This window comes from Devosia sp. Z11_6, assembly GCF_058133665.1.
In genome coordinates this window covers 485,277-501,821 of sequence record NZ_JBYUNQ010000003.1, presented here as the reverse complement: position 1 = coordinate 501,821, position 16,545 = coordinate 485,277, and the positions used below count along the sequence as shown (strand labels likewise).

Here is a 16,545-nt window from a genome sequence, read left to right as displayed (position 1 = left end):
CGCGCCCCCGTCAGCGCCATGCGGCGGAGCGCGGTGGAATTGGCCGGCGCCCGAGCGCCGGCCTCCGTTTTTTCCGGTTAGCCTTCGGTGGCCTGGATGCGGGCAACCAGATCCTGCAGCGCCGGGTCGGTGACATATTTGTCGTAGACCGGCTTCATCGCTTCGATAAAGGGAGCCTTGTCGACTTCGTTGATCTCGGCACCGAGTGCTTCCACGGCAGCCTTGGATTCCACTTCCTTGGCCGCCCAGAGCTCGCGTTGCTTGGCGACGGACTCCTTGGCGGCTTCGCGGAACAGCGCCTGGTCTTCTGGCGTCAGGCCATCCCAGACCACCTTGGAGATCACCAGCACTTCGGGCACCATCAGGTGCTCGTCGAGCGAATAGTATTTCGCCACTTCCGCATGTCCGGCCGTGTCGTAGCTGGGATAGTTGTTTTCCGCGCCATCGATCACGCCGGTCTGGATGCCCGAATAAACTTCCCCATAGGGCATGGGCGTGGCATTGCCACCAAAGGCGGCGACCATATCGACGAAGATATCGGACTGCATGACGCGCATCTTCATGCCCGAGATGTCAGCCGGGGAGGTGATGGGCTTCTGGCTGTTGTAGAACGAGCGCGCGCCACCATCGTAGAACGCAAGCGCCACCACATCCACCTTGTCGAAGGCGCCCAGGATTTCTTCCCCGATCGGGCCATCCAGCACCGCATGGAAGTGATCGGCCGAGCGGAAGATATAGGGCAGCTGCGTGACCGTGGCTTCCGGCACCTGCGTACCAAAGGCACCGATCGAGATGCGGTTCATGTCGATGACGCCAAACTGGGTCTGCTCGATCGTGTCCTTTTCCTCGCCCAGCTGGGCGGAATGGAACACTTCGACGCTATAGCGGCCATCGGTTTTCTCGCTCAGCAATTCGCCGAAATGCTTGACTGCTTCCACCGTTGGGTAGCCGTCGGGATGCGTGTCGGACGAGCGCAGCACGGTTTGCGCGCTGGCAGTCGAAAGCATCAGGGTCGTAGCGACGAGCGCCGTCGCTGCCAATTTAGGCAGATGAAACATGGTATCCTCCCATATGCATGTCCGTGCGCTTTGCTCTAGGCATCGGCACCCCTGCTGGCTGCATTCTGGCCAGCACCGGCAGCGCTATTGCGCTTTGGGAACTGCATGATTGGTAGAAAACGGCTCAAATCCAGTCAACATACAAATACCAAAACTTGTATGATGAATCGCGCGAGCGTCTGCGGAGCTATTGTTGAGGGGGCAGAAGGGTAAGTATAGGCGCGTCCAAGCTAAAGCATACTCGGCCGAGTGACTCCGCCGGCGCCATTTTTGGCGCTGCGCAGCACCTCGGCCAGATCAAGCGCAATGCTGGCTTCCATCGCCGCCCGCGCCTTAGCCCGGTCGCCCGCTTCGATGGCGTGGATCAGCTCATCATGTAGACCGATCGAGCAGGTGGCGTATTGCGGCAGCACATTGGCTCCGCCCTTTGAGACCGCGAGCGCCAGGGTGAGTTCCACCACGCCCAGCACCGAGCGGAGGAGGGGGTTACCCGATCCATCCGCCAGCACGCGGTGGATTTCGAGACAGGCGAGGCCAAACTGTTCGGCGCTGCTGTCGGCCGTGCTCATCTGGTGCAGCCAATATTTCATCAGGCGCACCTGCTCGGCGGTACGTCGCTGCGCCATCCGTTCCGCTGCCTGCGCCTCAAGCGGCGCGCGCACCTCGAACAGACCCTCGATGAAGGGGCCGGGCAGGGTGGCATAGAAGTGCCAGGACAGCACCTGCGGGTCGAAATAATTCCAGCGGCTTTGCGGCGACACCCTTGTGCCGATCTTGGGCCGCGCTTCCACCAGCCCCTTGGCCTCAAGCGTCTTGAGCGCTTCGCGCAACACGGTGCGCGACACGCCATAGCTCTCCATCATCTCCGCGTCGCTGGCCAGCGTGGAGCCGACGGGAAAGCTTCCGTCCACAATGGCTTGCCCGATTTCGTTGATCACGAAGCTATGGAAGTTCCGTGCAGCGGGCCGCCCGGAAAGCGAGCGGATAAGGCTGCCAGGTTCGATCATCTCAGGCCTTCTCGGGTACCTTTTCCCCCGGACCGGAGGCCGCGAAGATCAGCCGCTGCAGCACGATGAAGAGGAACAACAGCACCCCGATGACGATCTTGGTCCACCAGCTCGAAAGCGTGCCATCAAAGATGATGTAGGTTTGCACGAGTCCCAGCAGCATCACGCCCACGAGGGTTCCGACTACAAAGCCATAGCCACCCGTCAACAGCGTGCCCCCGATCACCACCGCGCTGATCGCGTCAAGTTCGACGCCAACCGCCGCCAGCGGATAACCGGCGGAGGTGTAGATGGAAAACACGATCCCCGCCAGCCCGGCCATGGTGCTCGACAGGATATAGATCAGCACCGTCGTGCGCGCCATCGGCACCCCCATCAGCGCCGCCGAAGTCGCATTGCCGCCAATGGCATAGACATAGGAGCCGAACTTGGTGCGATGCGCGAGCACCGCGCCCAAGGCGAAGATCCCGAGCATTAGGAGGCCGATAAAGCTCAGCCGCCCGCCACCGGGCAAGCGGATGATAAGGCTTGTGAGCCAATCCACAAACGGGTGGTCGATCCCCACCGAATCCTGGGTGATCACCGAAGCGCCACCACGGGCGAGGAACATGCCCGCGAGCGTGACGATGAACGAGGGCACCTGGAGGAAATGGATCGCCAGCCCCATTGTGGCGCCGAACGCCGCCGCTACGCCCAGCGCAATGGCAAAAGCCAGCACTGGATGCAGCCCCATCCAGGTAATCAGCACGGCAACAAGCACGCCGGTAAACCCGATCACCGCGCCCACCGAGAGATCGATGCCACCCGAGATGATCACAAAGGTCATGCCCACCGCCGCAATGCCGAGAAAGGCATTATCGGTAAGGAAATTGCCCAGGACGCGCGTGGAGAACATCCCGGGGAACTGGAGCACGGCCAGCCCATAGGCAACGAGGAAAATGACGAGGGTGGCGAGAAGCGGCCGGAGACTGCGATTCATGAGGTCTTGACCTTGGGCACGGCCACCAGCTTGCGCGGCATGACCCGGCCGGCGAGCGGCGATTGCACCAGCAGGATCAGGAAGATCATGCCAGCCTTGACGATGAGGTTGAACTCGGGCCGGAACCCGGAGACGAGAATGCCGGTGTTCATGGCCTGGATGATGAGCGCCCCCACCACCGCCATCGGCACGGAAAAGCGCCCGCCCAGCAGCGAGGTGCCCCCGATCACGACGGCCAGGATCGCGTCGAGTTCGAGCCACAGCCCGGCATTATTGGCGTCGGCACCGCGAATATCTCCAGTGACGATCAGCCCGGCGATCGCGGCGCATAGTCCCGAGAGGGCATAAACAAAGAACAGCAGCATGCGGCTGCGAATACCCGAGAGGCTCGCTGCGGCGCGATTGACCCCGACAGCCTCGATGAAGAGCCCGAGCGCGGTGCGTCGCACCAGCAGCGTCACCCCCACCATCAGCACCAGCGCAATCACTGCCGCCATGGGGAAGCCGAGAAACGAGCCGGTACCGATAAAGACCAGCAGGGGATTGTTGAAGGTGACGATCGAGCCTTCGGTGATCAGCTGGGCAATCCCGCGCCCCGCCACCATCAGCACCAGCGTGGCAATGATCGGCTGGATGTTGAATACCGCCACCAGTAGTCCGTTCCACAACCCGCAGGCGAGCCCCAGCCCCAGCGCCGCCGCTACAGCAATGGGCGCCGGATAACCCGCAACGACGAGGCTCGCCGCCGCCGCGCCCGCGACGGCCATGATGGCGCCCACGGACAGATCCACCCCCTTGGTGGCGATCACACCCGCCATGCCGATGGCAAGGATAGCCACGGGCGCGCCGCGATTGAGCACGTCGATCAGGCTGCCAAAGAACCGCCCGTCCTGCCAGGTGATGCGGAAGAAGTTGGGAAATAGCAGCCAGTTGATCAGCAGCACCCCGACAAGGGCGAGGAGCTGCGGATTGGCGAGGCGGTTGAGTGACTGGCGGATCATGCCTCCTCTCCTTCCTTGTGGTTGGCGATGGCCTGCACGATCACGGCCGGGCTCATTTGCTCGCCATGCAGTTCGGCTACGAGTTCACGGTCGCGCATGACGACGATGCGCGAGGAATAAGCGACCACTTCGTCGAGCTCGGACGAGATCACCACCAGTGCCATGCCATCGTCGCGCAGGCGGTTGATGGTGCGCACAATCTCGGCATGGGCGCCCACATCGATGCCGCGCGTGGGCTCATCCAAGATCAGGAAGGCCGGATCGGTCGCGAGCCAGCGCGCGAGGATCGCCTTTTGCTGGTTGCCGCCTGACAGGAGCTTGATCGGCATGTCGAGGGAGGCCGCGCGAATATCGAGCGATTCCCCGAACTTGCCGGCAATCTCGAGCTGCTCGTCGCGGCTGAGCGCGGTGAACCACCCGAGCTTGCCCTGCAGCGCAATGACGATGTTTTCGCGCACCGACAGATCGCCGAAAATGCCCTCGATCTTGCGATCTTCGGGCAGAAAGCCAAATCCGTGATTGATCGCATCCGTTGGGCGATTGATGACGAGCTGCACGCCTTCCATCGACACGCTACCTTCGTCCGCTGCATCGGCCCCGAACATGATGCGCGCCATTTCCGTGCGACCGGATCCCAGCAGGCCCGCGACTCCGATCACCTCGCCCTTGCGGATGGTCAGATCGAAGGGATGAACGCTGCGCTTGCGGCCATAGCCCTTGAACTCCAGCAGCACCTCGCCGCGCGCCCCATCGGCCTCAAGGCTGGTGGCACCGGAAAAGGCGATATCCTTGCCCAGCATCAGGCGCACCACTTCGCTGCGATTGAGCGTATCGATGTCGCGCGTGCCCACGAGCTTGCCGTTGCGCAGCACGGTGACGCGATCGGCGATGGCAAACACCTGCTCGAGGAAATGGGTGATGAACACCACCGCCATGCCTTGGGCCTTGAGCCCGTTGATGACCTCGAACAGCCGCTCCACTTCATTGCGGTCGAGGCTCGCGGTGGGTTCGTCGAGGATCAGCACCTTGCCCGAAAGCTCGACGGCCCGGGCAATGGCAACGATCTGCTGCACCGCCACCGAATGGGTACCCAGCTCGCTGCCCGGGTCGAGCGCCAGCCCATAGCGCGCCAGCACCACGCGTGCTTCGCGCTCCATGCGGCGCCGGTCCACCAGGCCCCATCGCGTCGGCTGGTGCCCCAGAAACAGGTTCTCGGCGACCGAGCGATTGGGCAGGAGATTGACCTCCTGATACACCGTACCGATGCCATGGGTCTGGGCGTGCTGCGGATTGGCCAGCACGATTGGCCGCCCTTCTGCGAGGATCCGCCCGCCATCGGGCTGGTAGGCGCCGGTGAGGATCTTGATCAGCGTGGATTTGCCGGCGCCATTCTCACCCAGCAGCGCATGCACCTCGCCCGCGCGCAGGCTGAAATCGACTTGGTCGAGCGCCAGGTGATTGCCGAAAATCTTTGTGATACCGCGCGCTTCAAGCGCATAAGGGCCGTCTGACAAAACCGCCTCCTGGTTCAGCCGACCCGCTTGGATGACTCGGTCGGCCAGCTGGTCAGCCTTGGTCATGGGTCTGACTTGCACCCCGGCGCGGAGCCGGGATGCAATTGCGATGCGATCAGGTCAGTAACCGAGATCTTTGCGGCGCTCGTATTCGCCCTCGGGATCGTTCTCGGCCGTATAGAGCTTGGACTGGGTGATGATGAACTTCTCGGGCTCGGTACCATCGGCCCAGTAAGCGGCCAGCGCATCAAAGGCCGGACCGGCCATGTTTGGCGTCAACTCGACGGTGGCATTGGCTTCGCCGGCCGCGATAGCCTGGAAGATGTCGGGCACGGCATCGATCGACACGACCTTGATGTCGGTGCCGGGCTTGAGGCCGGCATCCTTGATCGCCTGGATGGCGCCAACCGCCATGTCGTCGTTATGAGCGTAAACGGCGCAGATATCGGCGCCGTTATTGGACGACTTGAGGAAGGCTTCCATCACTTCCTTGCCCTTGGCGCGGGTAAAGTCACCGGTCTGGCTCTGGCCGATCGTGATGTTGTCGTGGCCGGCAATGGCTTCTTCAAAGCCCTTCTTGCGGTTGATCGCGGGCGTGGAGCCAACGGTGCCCTGCAGCTCGACGACGTTGCAGTCCTCGTCGCCAACATTGTCGACCAGCCACTGGCCGGCCACACGGCCTTCTTCGACCTGATCGGAGGCGACGGAAGTTAGGTACAGATCCTCAGGGGCATCGACGCCGCGATCGAGCAGCACGACCGGGATCTCGGCTTCCTTGGCTTCGGACAGCACGTCGTCCCAGCCGGTCGCCACCACTGGCGCGACGAGGATCGCGTCAACGCCCTGGGCAATAAAGCCGCGAATGGCCTTGATCTGGTTTTCCTGCTTTTGCTGGGCATCGGCGAATTTGAGATCGACGCCGCGCGCTTCGGCTTCCTGCCGGGTCACAGCGGTTTCAGCCGCGCGCCAGCCCGATTCCGAGCCGATCTGGGAAAAGCCGATGACCTTGCCGGAAACATCCTGCGCCAGGGTAGCGGAAGACAAGGCGGTAGCGAGGCCTGCCGCGAGGGCAAGCTTGGTAATGATGTTCACTGGTAACCTCCCATGTGCCAGTCGCGGCGTATTCACCTGCGACGGTGATGCACTCCTACTAAAAGTACTATTATATGTAAAGTGGGTTGAGGGGCCGCTCCGCAGCAGACCCAAGTAACCGGCGACGCCTATACTTCCTCGGCAGAGAGCAGGGGGGTGAGCCCGCATTTTGCCGGGGTGCAACCACACCAGTCTTTCTCCCGGACATGATCTTTCCCCAAAGCACCGGCAAAGGAGCAGGGCGAGAGACTCGCCGCGCAACCGCAGGCCAAGGAAAACCCATGAAGCTGCTCCCCCTCACGGCCATTTTGCTGACCATGATCGTGCCTGCCCAAGGGCAGGAGCAATCGGCTTCCTGGGTCGAGCAGAAGTGCGGGGCTTACCAAGCCGCCTGGGCGGAGGCCGTTGCCGCGGCGGACGAGACCCAGGTCAACTATGCCTTCATTGCCGCCAATGAGAACTTCATCGCCGGTGGCTGCACCGAACCGGTGGAAGCTTGCCCGCGCTCGCGGGTGGAACTGGACATCGCCAATGCGCTCACGCTCGCAATGATGAATGCCGGGACGGCCAGCACCTTCCTGCCCTTCCGCTGCCCGGTTGAACCGACGGACAATGGCTGGTCCGGCCCAGGCCTCTAACGTCGGGCCGTCGCCTCCTTAGGTTACCCAGCCTTCCGCGCCGTCCAAACCATGTGACGCGCCCCGCGCCCACCAGAGCGAGCCCGCACCCTGTTTTCCTCGACACTGGCAAAGCCGGAGCCCTCGAGGCGGCGCGTGAACTCCGCGCTGGGATGGGCTGACCACACAGCCAGGACCCCGCCCGGACGCAGTGCCGCCCGCGCCGCCGCCAGTCCCGCCCGGCTATAAAGCGCATCATTGCCTTCCCGGCTGACCCCGTCAGGGCCATTGTCGACATCGAGCAGCACCGCGTCATACGCGTTCTCGCCCGCGCCGATCAGCCGCCGCACATCGGCCTCGACCACGCTCACCCTGGGGTCGGCGAGGCAATCGCCGAACACCGGCCCCAGCGGCCCATGCGCCCAGGCAATCACCTGCGGCACGATCTCGCCGACTGTGATCCGCGCATCGGCATTGAGCAGCGTGAGCGCGGCGCGCAGGGTAAATCCCATTCCGAGCCCGCCGATCAGGATATGGGCCTTGGGGCGCGCCTTGATCGGGTCGCAGGCAAGCCGCGCCAGTTCTTCTTCGGAGCCGCTGAGCCGGCTATTCATCAGCTCGTTGGTGCCTAGCATGATGGAATATTCGTCCCCGCGCTGCATCAGCCGCAGCCGCGTGTCACCACCCGGTACGCTGGCGGTATCAAGCTCGATCCAAGGCTTCATCGGCGGCCCGTCCTGGCTGGTGCAAACGGCAACGCTGCCGCGGCAGGTAGCCCGGACAGACCTGTCCGGGCACGGCGACAACCAAGGCGGTGTCATAGGAGCCGTACCCCGCAAGATCAAGCAGGGCCGTTTTAAGACTCACTCGCCAAGCTTCGCGAAGTCCAATGCCATCAGTGGCTTGACTGCTAGACCGGATTCTCTTGCAGAACTTACTATGAACGTTGCCGGCCATTGTCCGCTCTTCTTGCAACCAGCCGGTTGCCATGCGGCGCCTTAGCGGCCAAAATGCCGCAGCGTCAGTTCGTTCAGGAGGAATATCAATGAATTCAAGCGCCAAGACCAGCATGGGTCGCCTATCCACCCAAAGCCTGCTCGCTGGAGTAGCACTGGCCGGCCTGCTCGCCATGCCCATGCTTGCCTCGGCGCAAGAAACGCCCGTCGAGATCCCCAAGGGTCAGAACGAGCTGTTTTCCTCTCGCGTTGTGTCCACGGCTCTCAGCAATCCATGGGCCATGCGCTGGGGTCCCGACGACCAGATTTGGGTCACCGAGCGCACCAGTGGAGAAGTTACTCGCGTTGATCCCGAGACCGGCAACCAGCAGGTGCTGCTGACCCTTGATGACGTCTACACCGGCGTGCAGCACGAGGGCCTTCTGGGCCTGGCGCTTCATCCTGAACTGCTTCAGGGCACCGGCAACGACTATGTGTATCTGAGCTACACCGTCAACAACGGCACGGCCGAGGAGCCCGATCCTTCCGCCCGGATCGTGCGCTACACCTATGACGAGGCCACGATGCAACTGAGCGACCCCACGGTCCTCATCGAAGGGCTGCCGGCCTGGAACGACCACAATGCCGGCCGCGTCGTCATCGGGCCGGACATGAAGCTGTATTATTCCATCGGCGAGCAGGGCGCCAATTTTGGCCGCAACTTCCGCCGCCCCAATCTCGCTCAGGCCCTGCCCACCGCCGAAGAAGTCAGCGCCGAGGATTGGCACACCTATTCCGGCAAGATCCTGCGCATGGAACTCGACGGCTCCATCCCCGAGGACAACCCGGAGATCGAGGGGGTGCGCAGCCACATCTACAGCTATGGCCACCGCAATCCGCAGGGCATCGCCTTTGGTCCCGATGGCACGCTCTACGAAGCCGAGCATGGCCCCTCGAGCGACGACGAGCTCAACATCATCCAGCCCGGCGGCAATTATGGCTGGCCCAATGTCGCCGGCTTCAAGGATGACATGGCCTATTCCTATATCAACTGGAGCGAGGCCCCGTCCGATATCGAGCGCATCGTTACTCCAGTGCCCGACACGGTCCCGCAAACGGCTGAAACCGAGTTCGAGGGCGAGATGGTGGATCCGCTCGCCACCTATTTCACCGTCGACAGTGACTTCCCCTTTGGCGAGCAGTGCGGCTTCATCTGCAACCCCACCATCGCCCCCGCATCGGTGCTGTTCTACGAAGCCGGCGAGAACGGCATTGCCGAGTGGGACAATTCCATCCTGATGCCGACCCTCAAGCATGGCGTGCTCTACGTCCAGCATATGAGCGAAGACGGCAAATCGGTTGATGGCCTGCCCGAAGCCTGGCTCGGCAGCCAGAACCGCTATCGTGACGTGATCATCGCCCCCAATGGCCGCGATGTCTTCATCGCCACCGACGCTTTTGGCTCCGTCGTCCAGCTGTATGGTGACGAGCTGACCACGAGCGTGCTGCACAATCCTGGCGCGATCCTGAAGTTCACCTATGGTGGCGAGGAAGGCAGCGTGATCGGCACCGCCGGCGAGGCGCCAACCGAAGCGCCTGCGTCCGAAGCCGTGCCGCCTGCCGGTGGCCCCGAGGAATGGGAGAACCCGGCCAATCAGGGGACCGAAACGGCACCCGCCGAAGGCGCGGCTCCCGACAATGCTGCCGCCGCACCGGCCGCCGGGGCAGGGGAGGCCGATCTTGCTTCCCTCGTCAGTGCCGGCCAGCCTAAATTCGTCTCCACCTGCTCGGCCTGCCATGGCGTCAACGGTCAGGGTGGCGCCGGCGCGGTGCTTGCCGGCAACCAGAACCTGGCCGATGCCGGCCATGTCGCCTCAACCGTGATCCATGGCTTGGGCTATATGCCACCCTTTGGTGATGAGCTCAGCGACGAGGAGATCGCTCAGATCGGCAGCTATATCCGCAATTCCTGGGGCAACAACTTCGGGCCGCTGACCATCGATGAGGTCGCCGCCAAGCGCTAGTCGAGCTGCAACCGTGACGCAAAAGGCGGGAGCAATCCCGCCTTTTCTTTTGCTCAACTCTGCAACGCCGCCTCGACCGCCGTCTTGTCCAGCACCGACCACACGGTTTTGATCTGCCCATCCTCGAAGCGGTAAAACACGTGCTCCGCGAACTGGACCCGTCGCCCATTCACCGGCAGCCCGAGAAAGCTTCCGCGTGGCGTGCAGTCGAACCACAAGCGCGCCGCCACATTGGCCGCCTCGCAGACCAGCAGGTCGATTTGGAACCGCAGATCCGGGATCTGCCGAAAATCCTCCTCCAGCATCGCGCGATAACCCGCCAGCCCGAACGCCCGCCCGTTATGGCTGACTTCCGTATGCACGAACGTGCCGAGCCGCTCCCAGTCCTGGGCATTGAGGCAGTCGATATAGCGCCGATAGATCGCCCCCAGATCGTCACCCGCCATCGCCCCCTCCCAGCTAGACCGCGCCCGCAGCCTCAACCCGGCTCTGGGCCTGCGCAATCGCCGCGCCGAATTCAGCCGGCGTCGGCGACTCGGGAAAAGCCGGAACGCCCTCGGGCAGCATCACCCAGGCTTGCTTGCGGCTGGTCCAGAGATGCGCGACCGGCGCAATCGCCTGCCGCTCGTTCAAGGTGCCGGCGCGCAGGAACACCATGCCCGGGAGCACATCATTGCGGTTGAACAGGCGCGTATGGCATCCCCGGCAGAACAGTTCTTCGGAAACCATGCCCTCGATCTTGCGCTGATAGGCCTCAAGTTCGCCCTCGCATTCGAAGCTGGCGGCCCGAACCATGGCGTGTTCCGCAAAGGCACTGCCGCTGCGCAACTGGCAATCGAGGCAATGGCACGCATAAACATGCACCGGCTCGTCCGCCGCGATCCTGTAGGTCACGGCCCCGCATTCGCAGCCTCCGGTTCTCGGCATCTAGTCTGTTCGTCCTGTCAATCTACGGCGCCCGCCTGCGGGCGAGCGCTCTTTAGCCCTGGAGAATGGCAAACAACAGCCGCAGCACCTGCCCGAATCCCATCAGCATCAGCGCCAGCGCCAGGTCGGTGAGCAGGGTGTGAAACCGCGTCACATCAGGCACATCCCGCGCCGAAAAGGCGCGCAGCAGCGCCAACAGCGCCAGCACGCCCGCCGCGAAAAAGAAGGTATAGATCAGGATCTGCGTGAACATGCGGCTGTCTCCTCCCGGGTGGCCTGTTTTCGCACGCTCCGCCGCCGAGCACAACGACCAGCCCGCAGGCGCTCAGGCGCCGCTCACGCAACTTCGCCTCAGGTCGGGTGCGCTTCGGGCTCTTCGCTGCCGTCCTCGAGCTCGCTTTCAAAGGCGTCGAGCGCATCGGCCACTTTCATGGCCACGGTCGGGCTCGCATCGCTTTCCGACTTGGCCTGCTCATAGCTGGTCAATTCCTGCGGCGAGATCCCCGCGCGTGCGGCGAGGTCATCAAGGGTGATGCCGAGGCGTTCGCGCCGGTCGCGGTCGGCAACGGGCGAGTGGTCGGTGAGGGGAATGCGCATCGCGGCCATGATCGTCTCCAGAGATGAAAAGCTGGACCTCAACGTGGCAGGCCCGCAAGCGTTTCCCCTTATTCCCTCACGCCTTGAGCTTGGGCGAGCGGCCATACAGCAGCAGCATGGCCACGATCACCACGCCATAGATGATCTGCCGGCCATATTCGGCCATCTGCATTACCGACAAAATTGATTGCAGCAGCGTGATCAGGATCACCCCCGCCACCGTGCCCAGATAATTGCCGCGCCCGCCCAAGATCGAAGTGCCGCCCAACACCACGGCGGCGATCGCCGGCAGCAAATAGGCATCACCCATCGATTGCGCCGCCTTGCCGCCATACCCCGCCAGCATCACGCCCCCCAGCGCCGCGAGCCCGCCCGAAAGCGCAAACGCCACCATCACCACCCGCTGGGTGGGGATACCCGAAAGGTAAGCCGCGCTTTCCTTGTTGCCGATGGCATAAACCGAGCGTCCGAAGGTCGTGCGGTTGAGCAGGAACACCGCCAGCGCCCCGGTAATGGCCCAGCCGATCACCGCATTGGGGATGCCCAGGATCGGGTCGCCCGTTGCAATGAAGCGCATTGCCGCCGAAGCGGAATCCCGCGGCGACGAGCCCCCGGAATAGGCCACCATCAGCCCTTGCGCGACCGCGTTGACCGCAAGGGTGATGATCATGGACGGGATGCGCAGATAGGCAACGCCCACCCCGTTGATCAGCCCCAGCAACACTCCGCACAGCACCCCAAATGGAATGGCGAAGAACTCGCCCATCGGCCCATAGGCGGCGGCCGCCGAAGCCATCATCGCCCCCACCGTTACCGTCCAGGGCACCGACAGGTCGATCTGGCCCAAGAGGATCACCAGCATCATGCCGGTGGCAATGATGCCCAGGAACGCCCCCACCTTGAGTTGCTGCAGCAGATATTCTGGCGACAGGAAGTTGGGGGAATAAAGGCTCCCCACCACCAGCAGCACGATGATGCAGCCAAAGGCAGTCAGCACCGGCAGATCGAGGCTTTGTCGCAGCGTGCTCCACCGGTCGGCTGGAGCGGAATGCGCCTGAATGCTCATCGCGGCCTCACGTAAACAGGTCGAGCCGGTTGCGAACCTGGAACAACCGGGCCGAACCGAGCGACACCGCCAGCAGCAGCACAATGCCCTGGAACAGCGGTTGGTAAAGCGGATCAAGATCGAACACGAACAGCAGATCACCGATGGCGCGGAAGGCGAGGGCGCCAAAGATCGCCCCGATCGCCGAGCCGCGCCCGCCAAACAGCGACACCCCGCCCAGCACTACCGCGGCAATGGCATAGAGCGTGTAGGTGTTGCCGTTGGATAGGGAGGCTTCGCCCGAATAGGTGAAGAAGGTCAGGAAGATCCCGCCGATCGCTGCGAGGAGGCCCGACAGCACATAGGCGAGGAACTTGGCCCGTCGGATCGGCATGCCCGACATATAGGCGGCCATCTCAGCCGACCCGACCGCATAGGCGGCGCGCCCCAGCACCGAGCGCTGGAATGGCACCCAGATCACCAGCACGACCCCGAGCAGCACGACGAGGCTCGTCGGCACGACGCCGAACAAGCGCCCGGTGAGCGCGTCGGCCAAGCCGGAGTTAAAATTGGGATCTGAGCCGGGAAAGGGGCGCAGGATCAAGGCAATGCCGAAATAGACCGCCCCCGTTGCGATAGTCGCTACGATGGGCTGCAAGCGCCCAAAGATCACGATCAAGCCGTTGATCGCTCCGCAAGCCAGGCCCACCAGCAGGGTAGCACAAACCCCCAAGCCCGTTTCCCAACTCGTGCCGCCCAGGAGATACGAGGCGACGCAATTGGCGAGAATGAAGATCATTCCTACCGAGAGGTCGATCCCGGCGGTCAGCACCACAAAGGTCTGCGCCATCGCGACGAAGGCCAGCAAAACGCCCTTGTTGGCCGCGGTCTGCACCACATTGGCGGTAAACCCCGCGGGGTGGTTGGCGACATAGAGCGTGAACATCGCCACAAAGATCAGCAACGCCAGCAGCGTGCCGCGCTGGGCAGCGAAATGAAAGCGCCAGTCCCTCATGCTTGCGCCGGCGCGCCGGCCTCCCTCGTCATTTCCACGTTGAGGGCGCTGCCGATCAGCGCGCGCTCGGTGATCTCCTCGCCCACCAGTTCGCGCTTGATCGCGCCGTCATACATCACCAGCACCCGGTCGCAGCAGCCGATCAGCTCGTCATAATCGGTGGAGTAGAGAATGATCGCCGCGCCCGCATCCGCCAGCTGGCGCAGTAGCTGGTAGATTTCCTGCTTGGTGCCCACATCGATGCCGCGGGTGGGATCATTGAGGAGGATGATGCGCGGCTGCCCCATCAGCCATTTGGCAATCACCACCTTTTGCTGGTTGCCGCCCGAAAGCGCCGCCACCGGCACCTCGGTACTCGCCGTCTTGATGGCCAAGAGCTTGATCATCTCGTCGGCCGCTCGCCGTTCGGCCGCCTTGTCGATGATGCCGGCATGGGAAATGCGGCTCATGCTGGCCAGGCTCAAATTCTCCATCACCGACATAGGCAGCATCAGCCCCTCGGTTTTGCGATCCTCGGGGATCAGCGCCATGCCGACTGGCGGCGCCTTGGCCGCGCGCGGCCCGGTGAGTTTTCGCGCTTGCCCGTCGATCAGGATCTCGCCGCCGGTGCCGCGCAAGACTCCAAAGAGCGCCAGCAGCAATTCGCGTTGCCCCTGGCCGTCGAGCCCCCCGAGCCCGAGGACTTCGCCGGACCGCACACCAAAGGAGATGTTGTTGAGCCGGTCGGTCCAGGTCAGGTTGCGCACCGCCAGTACGGGCTTGACCGAAGCGGGCAGGGGCGCCGGCTTGGGCGGAAACACATTGGAATATTCCCGCCCGATCATCATCTCGATGACTTCGCCATCGCTGCGCGTGCCCGCCGCAAAACTGGCGACCTTGCTGCCATTGCGAAACACCGTGCAGGTATCGGCGAGTTCGGCGATCTCATGCATGCGGTGCGAAATATAGAGCAGTCCCAGCCCCTCGCTGCGCAACCGCTTGAGCACGCCAAACACCTTGGCGACGTCAGCCGCCGTCAGCGCCGAAGTGGCTTCATCCAGGATCAGCAGCCGCGGCTTGCGCGCCAGCGCCTTGGCGATCTCCACCAATTGCCGGCGCGACAGCGGCAAATCCTTGATCAGCGCCAGGGGATGGATGTCCTCGGCCCCCGCCCGGGCCAGGGCCGCTTCGGCCAGCCGCCGCTGCTCGCGCCGGTTGATGAGGCCGAAGCGTGTCGGCGGGTTGGCGGCAATGATGTTGTCGGCCACCGAAAGCTCGGGGATCAGCGAGAGTTCCTGGAAGATGCAAACGATCCCCGCCGCATTCGCCGCCCCCGGATCGGGAAAGCTTACCGGCCGGCCATCGAGGAACATCTGCCCTTCGTCGGGCGCCACCACCCCCGACATGATTTTGATCAGCGTCGACTTCCCCGCACCGTTTTCGCCGAGGATGGCGTGCACGCGCCCGGCCTCGACCACGAGGTCGGCCTTCTCCATCGCCCGCACGCCACCATAGCGTTTGGATATCCCTTCCATGCGAAAGAGCGGAGCGGTGTTGTCCATGTCACCCCCAAGCCATCGACCGGGCGCGGGAGCCCGAAGGTTCCCGCGCCACGCACTTACTGATTACCTTCGGTCTGGCTCATGATCTCCTGCGCGCTGAAATTGATGCCGCAGGTGGGAAAGGAGTTGCCGACAAAAAAATTGTCGGATTCGGCGGTGTAGAAATTGGTGCCATCAACGAAGTTGGGATCTTCGGTGATGTCGAGCGGCAGGTTGATCGCCTGCGGGATCACCTTGCCGTCGAGCGCATCGATGGCGGTCTTGATCGCCACGGCGACCTGCGCTGGCCCCGAGCCCGCCGAAGAGCATTTGAGGCCATCGGCCGAATATTGCGCGCAGAACTTGCGGAAGCCGTTCTCGGTTTCCCCGCCAAAGGGCACCATCGGGTGCTTGGCATCGAGCATGGCCTGCACCACGCCGGTGTCACCGCCCTGCGCGGTAATGCCGTCGAACTGGCCATGCACGGCAAAGGCGTCGGCCGCGGCTTTCTGGGCCACGCCATCGTCCCACTTGCCCACGACCTCGACCACTTCAAAGGTCTTGCCGGAATTGGCGAACACTTCGTGGATGCCGTTATGGCGATCGGTATCGACCGAAGTGCCGGCGACCCCACGTACTTCCAGGATTTTGCCGCCTTTGGGCAGGTGCTTCACCAGCCAGTTGCCCCAGAGCTCGCCCAGACCCTTCTGGTCAACATTGACGTTGATGGCGTCTTTGGTGTCGAGCGTATTGTCGAAGGCCACCAGGATCACCCCGGCATCCTTGGCGCGCTTGATCACCGGCGCAAAAGCCTGCGGATTCTGCGCGTTGACGACCACGGCGTCGTAGCCGGAATCGATGAAATTGTTGATGGCCGAAATCTGCGCCGCCACGTCCTCGCCGGTGGAAACGACCTTGAATTCCTCCAGCCGCTCGGCGACCTCGGGCTGCGCCGCATAGGCCTTGGCCGTCTGGATCATCTGGATGCGCCAGGTATTGGCGACATAGCCATTAGCCAGTGCAATACGATAGGGCCCGGTTTTGGCCGGGAACTGGAAGAACTGGGTGTCTCCCGTTGTGGGCACATAGCATTCCGCGTCGTCGGCCGGGCCTTCGACGATCTCGGGCTGCGCGGCAGTCAGCCCGGTCGAAAGCAGCAAGACGCCGATAGCCACCGAAGTGGTGCGTAGCATGTTCATTGTCTCCTCCCAGAG

The 16,545-nt window shown here is 63.2% G+C and carries 17 protein-coding genes; 2 read left to right on the top strand and 15 right to left on the bottom strand.

Annotated elements, in window-relative coordinates:
- Positions 1–77 precede the first annotated feature (77 nt).
- The 6 genes from AC3YMN_RS11905 to ytfQ form a co-directional block, all read right to left on the bottom strand.
- A complete protein-coding gene (locus AC3YMN_RS11905; protein WP_489890141.1) occupies positions 78–1,058 on the bottom strand; it encodes a TRAP transporter substrate-binding protein in 981 nt (326 codons plus the stop codon).
- Between the two features lie 230 nt (positions 1,059–1,288).
- The gene (locus AC3YMN_RS11900) at positions 1,289–2,065 is read right to left on the bottom strand and encodes a FadR/GntR family transcriptional regulator (RefSeq protein WP_489890140.1); all 777 of its coding nucleotides are present in this window, start codon (positions 2,063–2,065) and stop codon (positions 1,289–1,291) included.
- 1 nt (position 2,066) lies between these two features.
- A complete protein-coding gene (yjfF, locus tag AC3YMN_RS11895) occupies positions 2,067–3,044 on the bottom strand; it encodes a galactofuranose ABC transporter, permease protein YjfF (RefSeq protein WP_172123023.1) in 978 nt (325 codons plus the stop codon).
- Positions 3,041–4,045 (bottom strand): ABC transporter permease, encoded by a 1,005-nt coding sequence (locus AC3YMN_RS11890; protein ID WP_127752737.1) that lies wholly within the window; start codon positions 4,043–4,045, stop codon positions 3,041–3,043. Before AC3YMN_RS11890 ends, yjfF begins: the two co-directional genes overlap by 4 nt.
- Positions 4,042–5,625 carry a sugar ABC transporter ATP-binding protein gene (locus AC3YMN_RS11885; RefSeq protein WP_489890139.1) on the bottom strand — a complete coding sequence of 528 codons (1,584 nt, stop codon included), beginning with the start codon at positions 5,623–5,625 and terminating at the stop codon, positions 4,042–4,044. The genes AC3YMN_RS11890 and AC3YMN_RS11885 overlap by 4 nt, the downstream gene beginning before the upstream one ends.
- A 54-nt stretch (positions 5,626–5,679) precedes the next feature.
- Entirely contained in the window at positions 5,680–6,651 is a 972-nt protein-coding gene (ytfQ, locus tag AC3YMN_RS11880; protein WP_489890138.1) for a galactofuranose ABC transporter, galactofuranose-binding protein YtfQ, read from the bottom strand.
- Between the two features lie 281 nt (positions 6,652–6,932).
- Here ytfQ and AC3YMN_RS11875 point away from each other — a divergent pair, with 281 nt between their 5' ends.
- Positions 6,933–7,289 (top strand): hypothetical protein, encoded by a 357-nt coding sequence (locus tag AC3YMN_RS11875; protein WP_489890137.1) that lies wholly within the window; start codon positions 6,933–6,935, stop codon positions 7,287–7,289.
- A 23-nt stretch (positions 7,290–7,312) separates the two neighbouring features.
- Here the strand turns inward: AC3YMN_RS11875 and AC3YMN_RS11870 are convergent, their stop codons facing one another.
- Positions 7,313–7,993, bottom strand: a complete 681-nt coding sequence (locus AC3YMN_RS11870; RefSeq protein WP_489890136.1) for a spermine/spermidine synthase domain-containing protein — start codon at positions 7,991–7,993, stop codon at positions 7,313–7,315.
- A 320-nt stretch (positions 7,994–8,313) separates the two neighbouring features.
- Here AC3YMN_RS11870 and AC3YMN_RS11865 point away from each other — a divergent pair, with 320 nt between their 5' ends.
- On the top strand, positions 8,314–10,227 hold the full coding sequence (locus tag AC3YMN_RS11865; protein ID WP_489890135.1) for a glucose/sorbosone family PQQ-dependent dehydrogenase: 1,914 nt from the start codon (positions 8,314–8,316) through the stop codon (positions 10,225–10,227).
- A 53-nt stretch (positions 10,228–10,280) separates the two neighbouring features.
- Here AC3YMN_RS11865 and AC3YMN_RS11860 read toward each other — a convergent pair whose 3' ends face one another.
- From AC3YMN_RS11860 to AC3YMN_RS11825, 8 genes are all read right to left on the bottom strand, one after another.
- A complete protein-coding gene (locus AC3YMN_RS11860; protein WP_489890134.1) occupies positions 10,281–10,673 on the bottom strand; it encodes an ester cyclase in 393 nt (130 codons plus the stop codon).
- Between the two features lie 13 nt (positions 10,674–10,686).
- Positions 10,687–11,154: a GFA family protein gene (locus tag AC3YMN_RS11855; protein ID WP_489890133.1), complete on the bottom strand. Its 468-nt coding sequence runs from the start codon at positions 11,152–11,154 to the stop codon at positions 10,687–10,689.
- A gap of 52 nt (positions 11,155–11,206) precedes the next feature.
- Positions 11,207–11,407: a hypothetical protein gene (locus AC3YMN_RS11850; protein WP_489890132.1), complete on the bottom strand. Its 201-nt coding sequence runs from the start codon at positions 11,405–11,407 to the stop codon at positions 11,207–11,209.
- A 98-nt stretch (positions 11,408–11,505) separates the two neighbouring features.
- A complete protein-coding gene (locus AC3YMN_RS11845; RefSeq protein WP_489890131.1) occupies positions 11,506–11,760 on the bottom strand; it encodes a helix-turn-helix domain-containing protein in 255 nt (84 codons plus the stop codon).
- Between the two features lie 67 nt (positions 11,761–11,827).
- A complete protein-coding gene (locus AC3YMN_RS11840; RefSeq protein ID WP_489890130.1) occupies positions 11,828–12,817 on the bottom strand; it encodes an ABC transporter permease in 990 nt (329 codons plus the stop codon).
- 7 nt (positions 12,818–12,824) lie between these two features.
- Positions 12,825–13,811, bottom strand: coding sequence for an ABC transporter permease (locus AC3YMN_RS11835; protein ID WP_127752747.1), 987 nt, complete (start codon positions 13,809–13,811; stop codon positions 12,825–12,827).
- The gene (locus AC3YMN_RS11830; RefSeq protein WP_489890129.1) at positions 13,808–15,352 is read right to left on the bottom strand and encodes a sugar ABC transporter ATP-binding protein; all 1,545 of its coding nucleotides are present in this window, start codon (positions 15,350–15,352) and stop codon (positions 13,808–13,810) included. Before AC3YMN_RS11830 ends, AC3YMN_RS11835 begins: the two co-directional genes overlap by 4 nt.
- A 56-nt stretch (positions 15,353–15,408) precedes the next feature.
- Positions 15,409–16,524, bottom strand: coding sequence for a sugar ABC transporter substrate-binding protein (locus tag AC3YMN_RS11825; protein WP_489890201.1), 1,116 nt, complete (start codon positions 16,522–16,524; stop codon positions 15,409–15,411).
- Positions 16,525–16,545: the final 21 nt, after the last annotated feature.

What these genes read in the sequence shown, in the direction of transcription:
- AC3YMN_RS11905 (WP_489890141.1), bottom strand. Translation starts at nt 1,058, where the DNA reads ATGTTTCATCTGCCTAAATTGGCAGCGACGGCGCTCGTCGCTACGACC.
- AC3YMN_RS11900 (WP_489890140.1), bottom strand. Translation starts at nt 2,065, where the DNA reads ATGATCGAACCTGGCAGCCTTATCCGCTCGCTTTCCGGGCGGCCCGCT.
- yjfF (WP_172123023.1), bottom strand. Translation starts at nt 3,044, where the DNA reads ATGAATCGCAGTCTCCGGCCGCTTCTCGCCACCCTCGTCATTTTCCTC.
- AC3YMN_RS11890 (WP_127752737.1), bottom strand. Translation starts at nt 4,045, where the DNA reads ATGATCCGCCAGTCACTCAACCGCCTCGCCAATCCGCAGCTCCTCGCC.
- AC3YMN_RS11885 (WP_489890139.1), bottom strand. Translation starts at nt 5,625, where the DNA reads ATGACCAAGGCTGACCAGCTGGCCGACCGAGTCATCCAAGCGGGTCGG.
- AC3YMN_RS11875 (WP_489890137.1), top strand. Translation starts at nt 6,933, where the DNA reads ATGAAGCTGCTCCCCCTCACGGCCATTTTGCTGACCATGATCGTGCCT.
- AC3YMN_RS11870 (WP_489890136.1), bottom strand. Translation starts at nt 7,993, where the DNA reads ATGAAGCCTTGGATCGAGCTTGATACCGCCAGCGTACCGGGTGGTGAC.
- AC3YMN_RS11865 (WP_489890135.1), top strand. Translation starts at nt 8,314, where the DNA reads ATGAATTCAAGCGCCAAGACCAGCATGGGTCGCCTATCCACCCAAAGC.
- AC3YMN_RS11860 (WP_489890134.1), bottom strand. Translation starts at nt 10,673, where the DNA reads ATGGCGGGTGACGATCTGGGGGCGATCTATCGGCGCTATATCGACTGC.
- AC3YMN_RS11855 (WP_489890133.1), bottom strand. Translation starts at nt 11,154, where the DNA reads ATGCCGAGAACCGGAGGCTGCGAATGCGGGGCCGTGACCTACAGGATC.
- AC3YMN_RS11850 (WP_489890132.1), bottom strand. Translation starts at nt 11,407, where the DNA reads ATGTTCACGCAGATCCTGATCTATACCTTCTTTTTCGCGGCGGGCGTG.
- AC3YMN_RS11845 (WP_489890131.1), bottom strand. Translation starts at nt 11,760, where the DNA reads ATGGCCGCGATGCGCATTCCCCTCACCGACCACTCGCCCGTTGCCGAC.
- AC3YMN_RS11840 (WP_489890130.1), bottom strand. Translation starts at nt 12,817, where the DNA reads ATGAGCATTCAGGCGCATTCCGCTCCAGCCGACCGGTGGAGCACGCTG.
- AC3YMN_RS11835 (WP_127752747.1), bottom strand. Translation starts at nt 13,811, where the DNA reads ATGAGGGACTGGCGCTTTCATTTCGCTGCCCAGCGCGGCACGCTGCTG.
- AC3YMN_RS11830 (WP_489890129.1), bottom strand. Translation starts at nt 15,352, where the DNA reads ATGGACAACACCGCTCCGCTCTTTCGCATGGAAGGGATATCCAAACGC.
- AC3YMN_RS11825 (WP_489890201.1), bottom strand. Translation starts at nt 16,524, where the DNA reads ATGCTACGCACCACTTCGGTGGCTATCGGCGTCTTGCTGCTTTCGACC.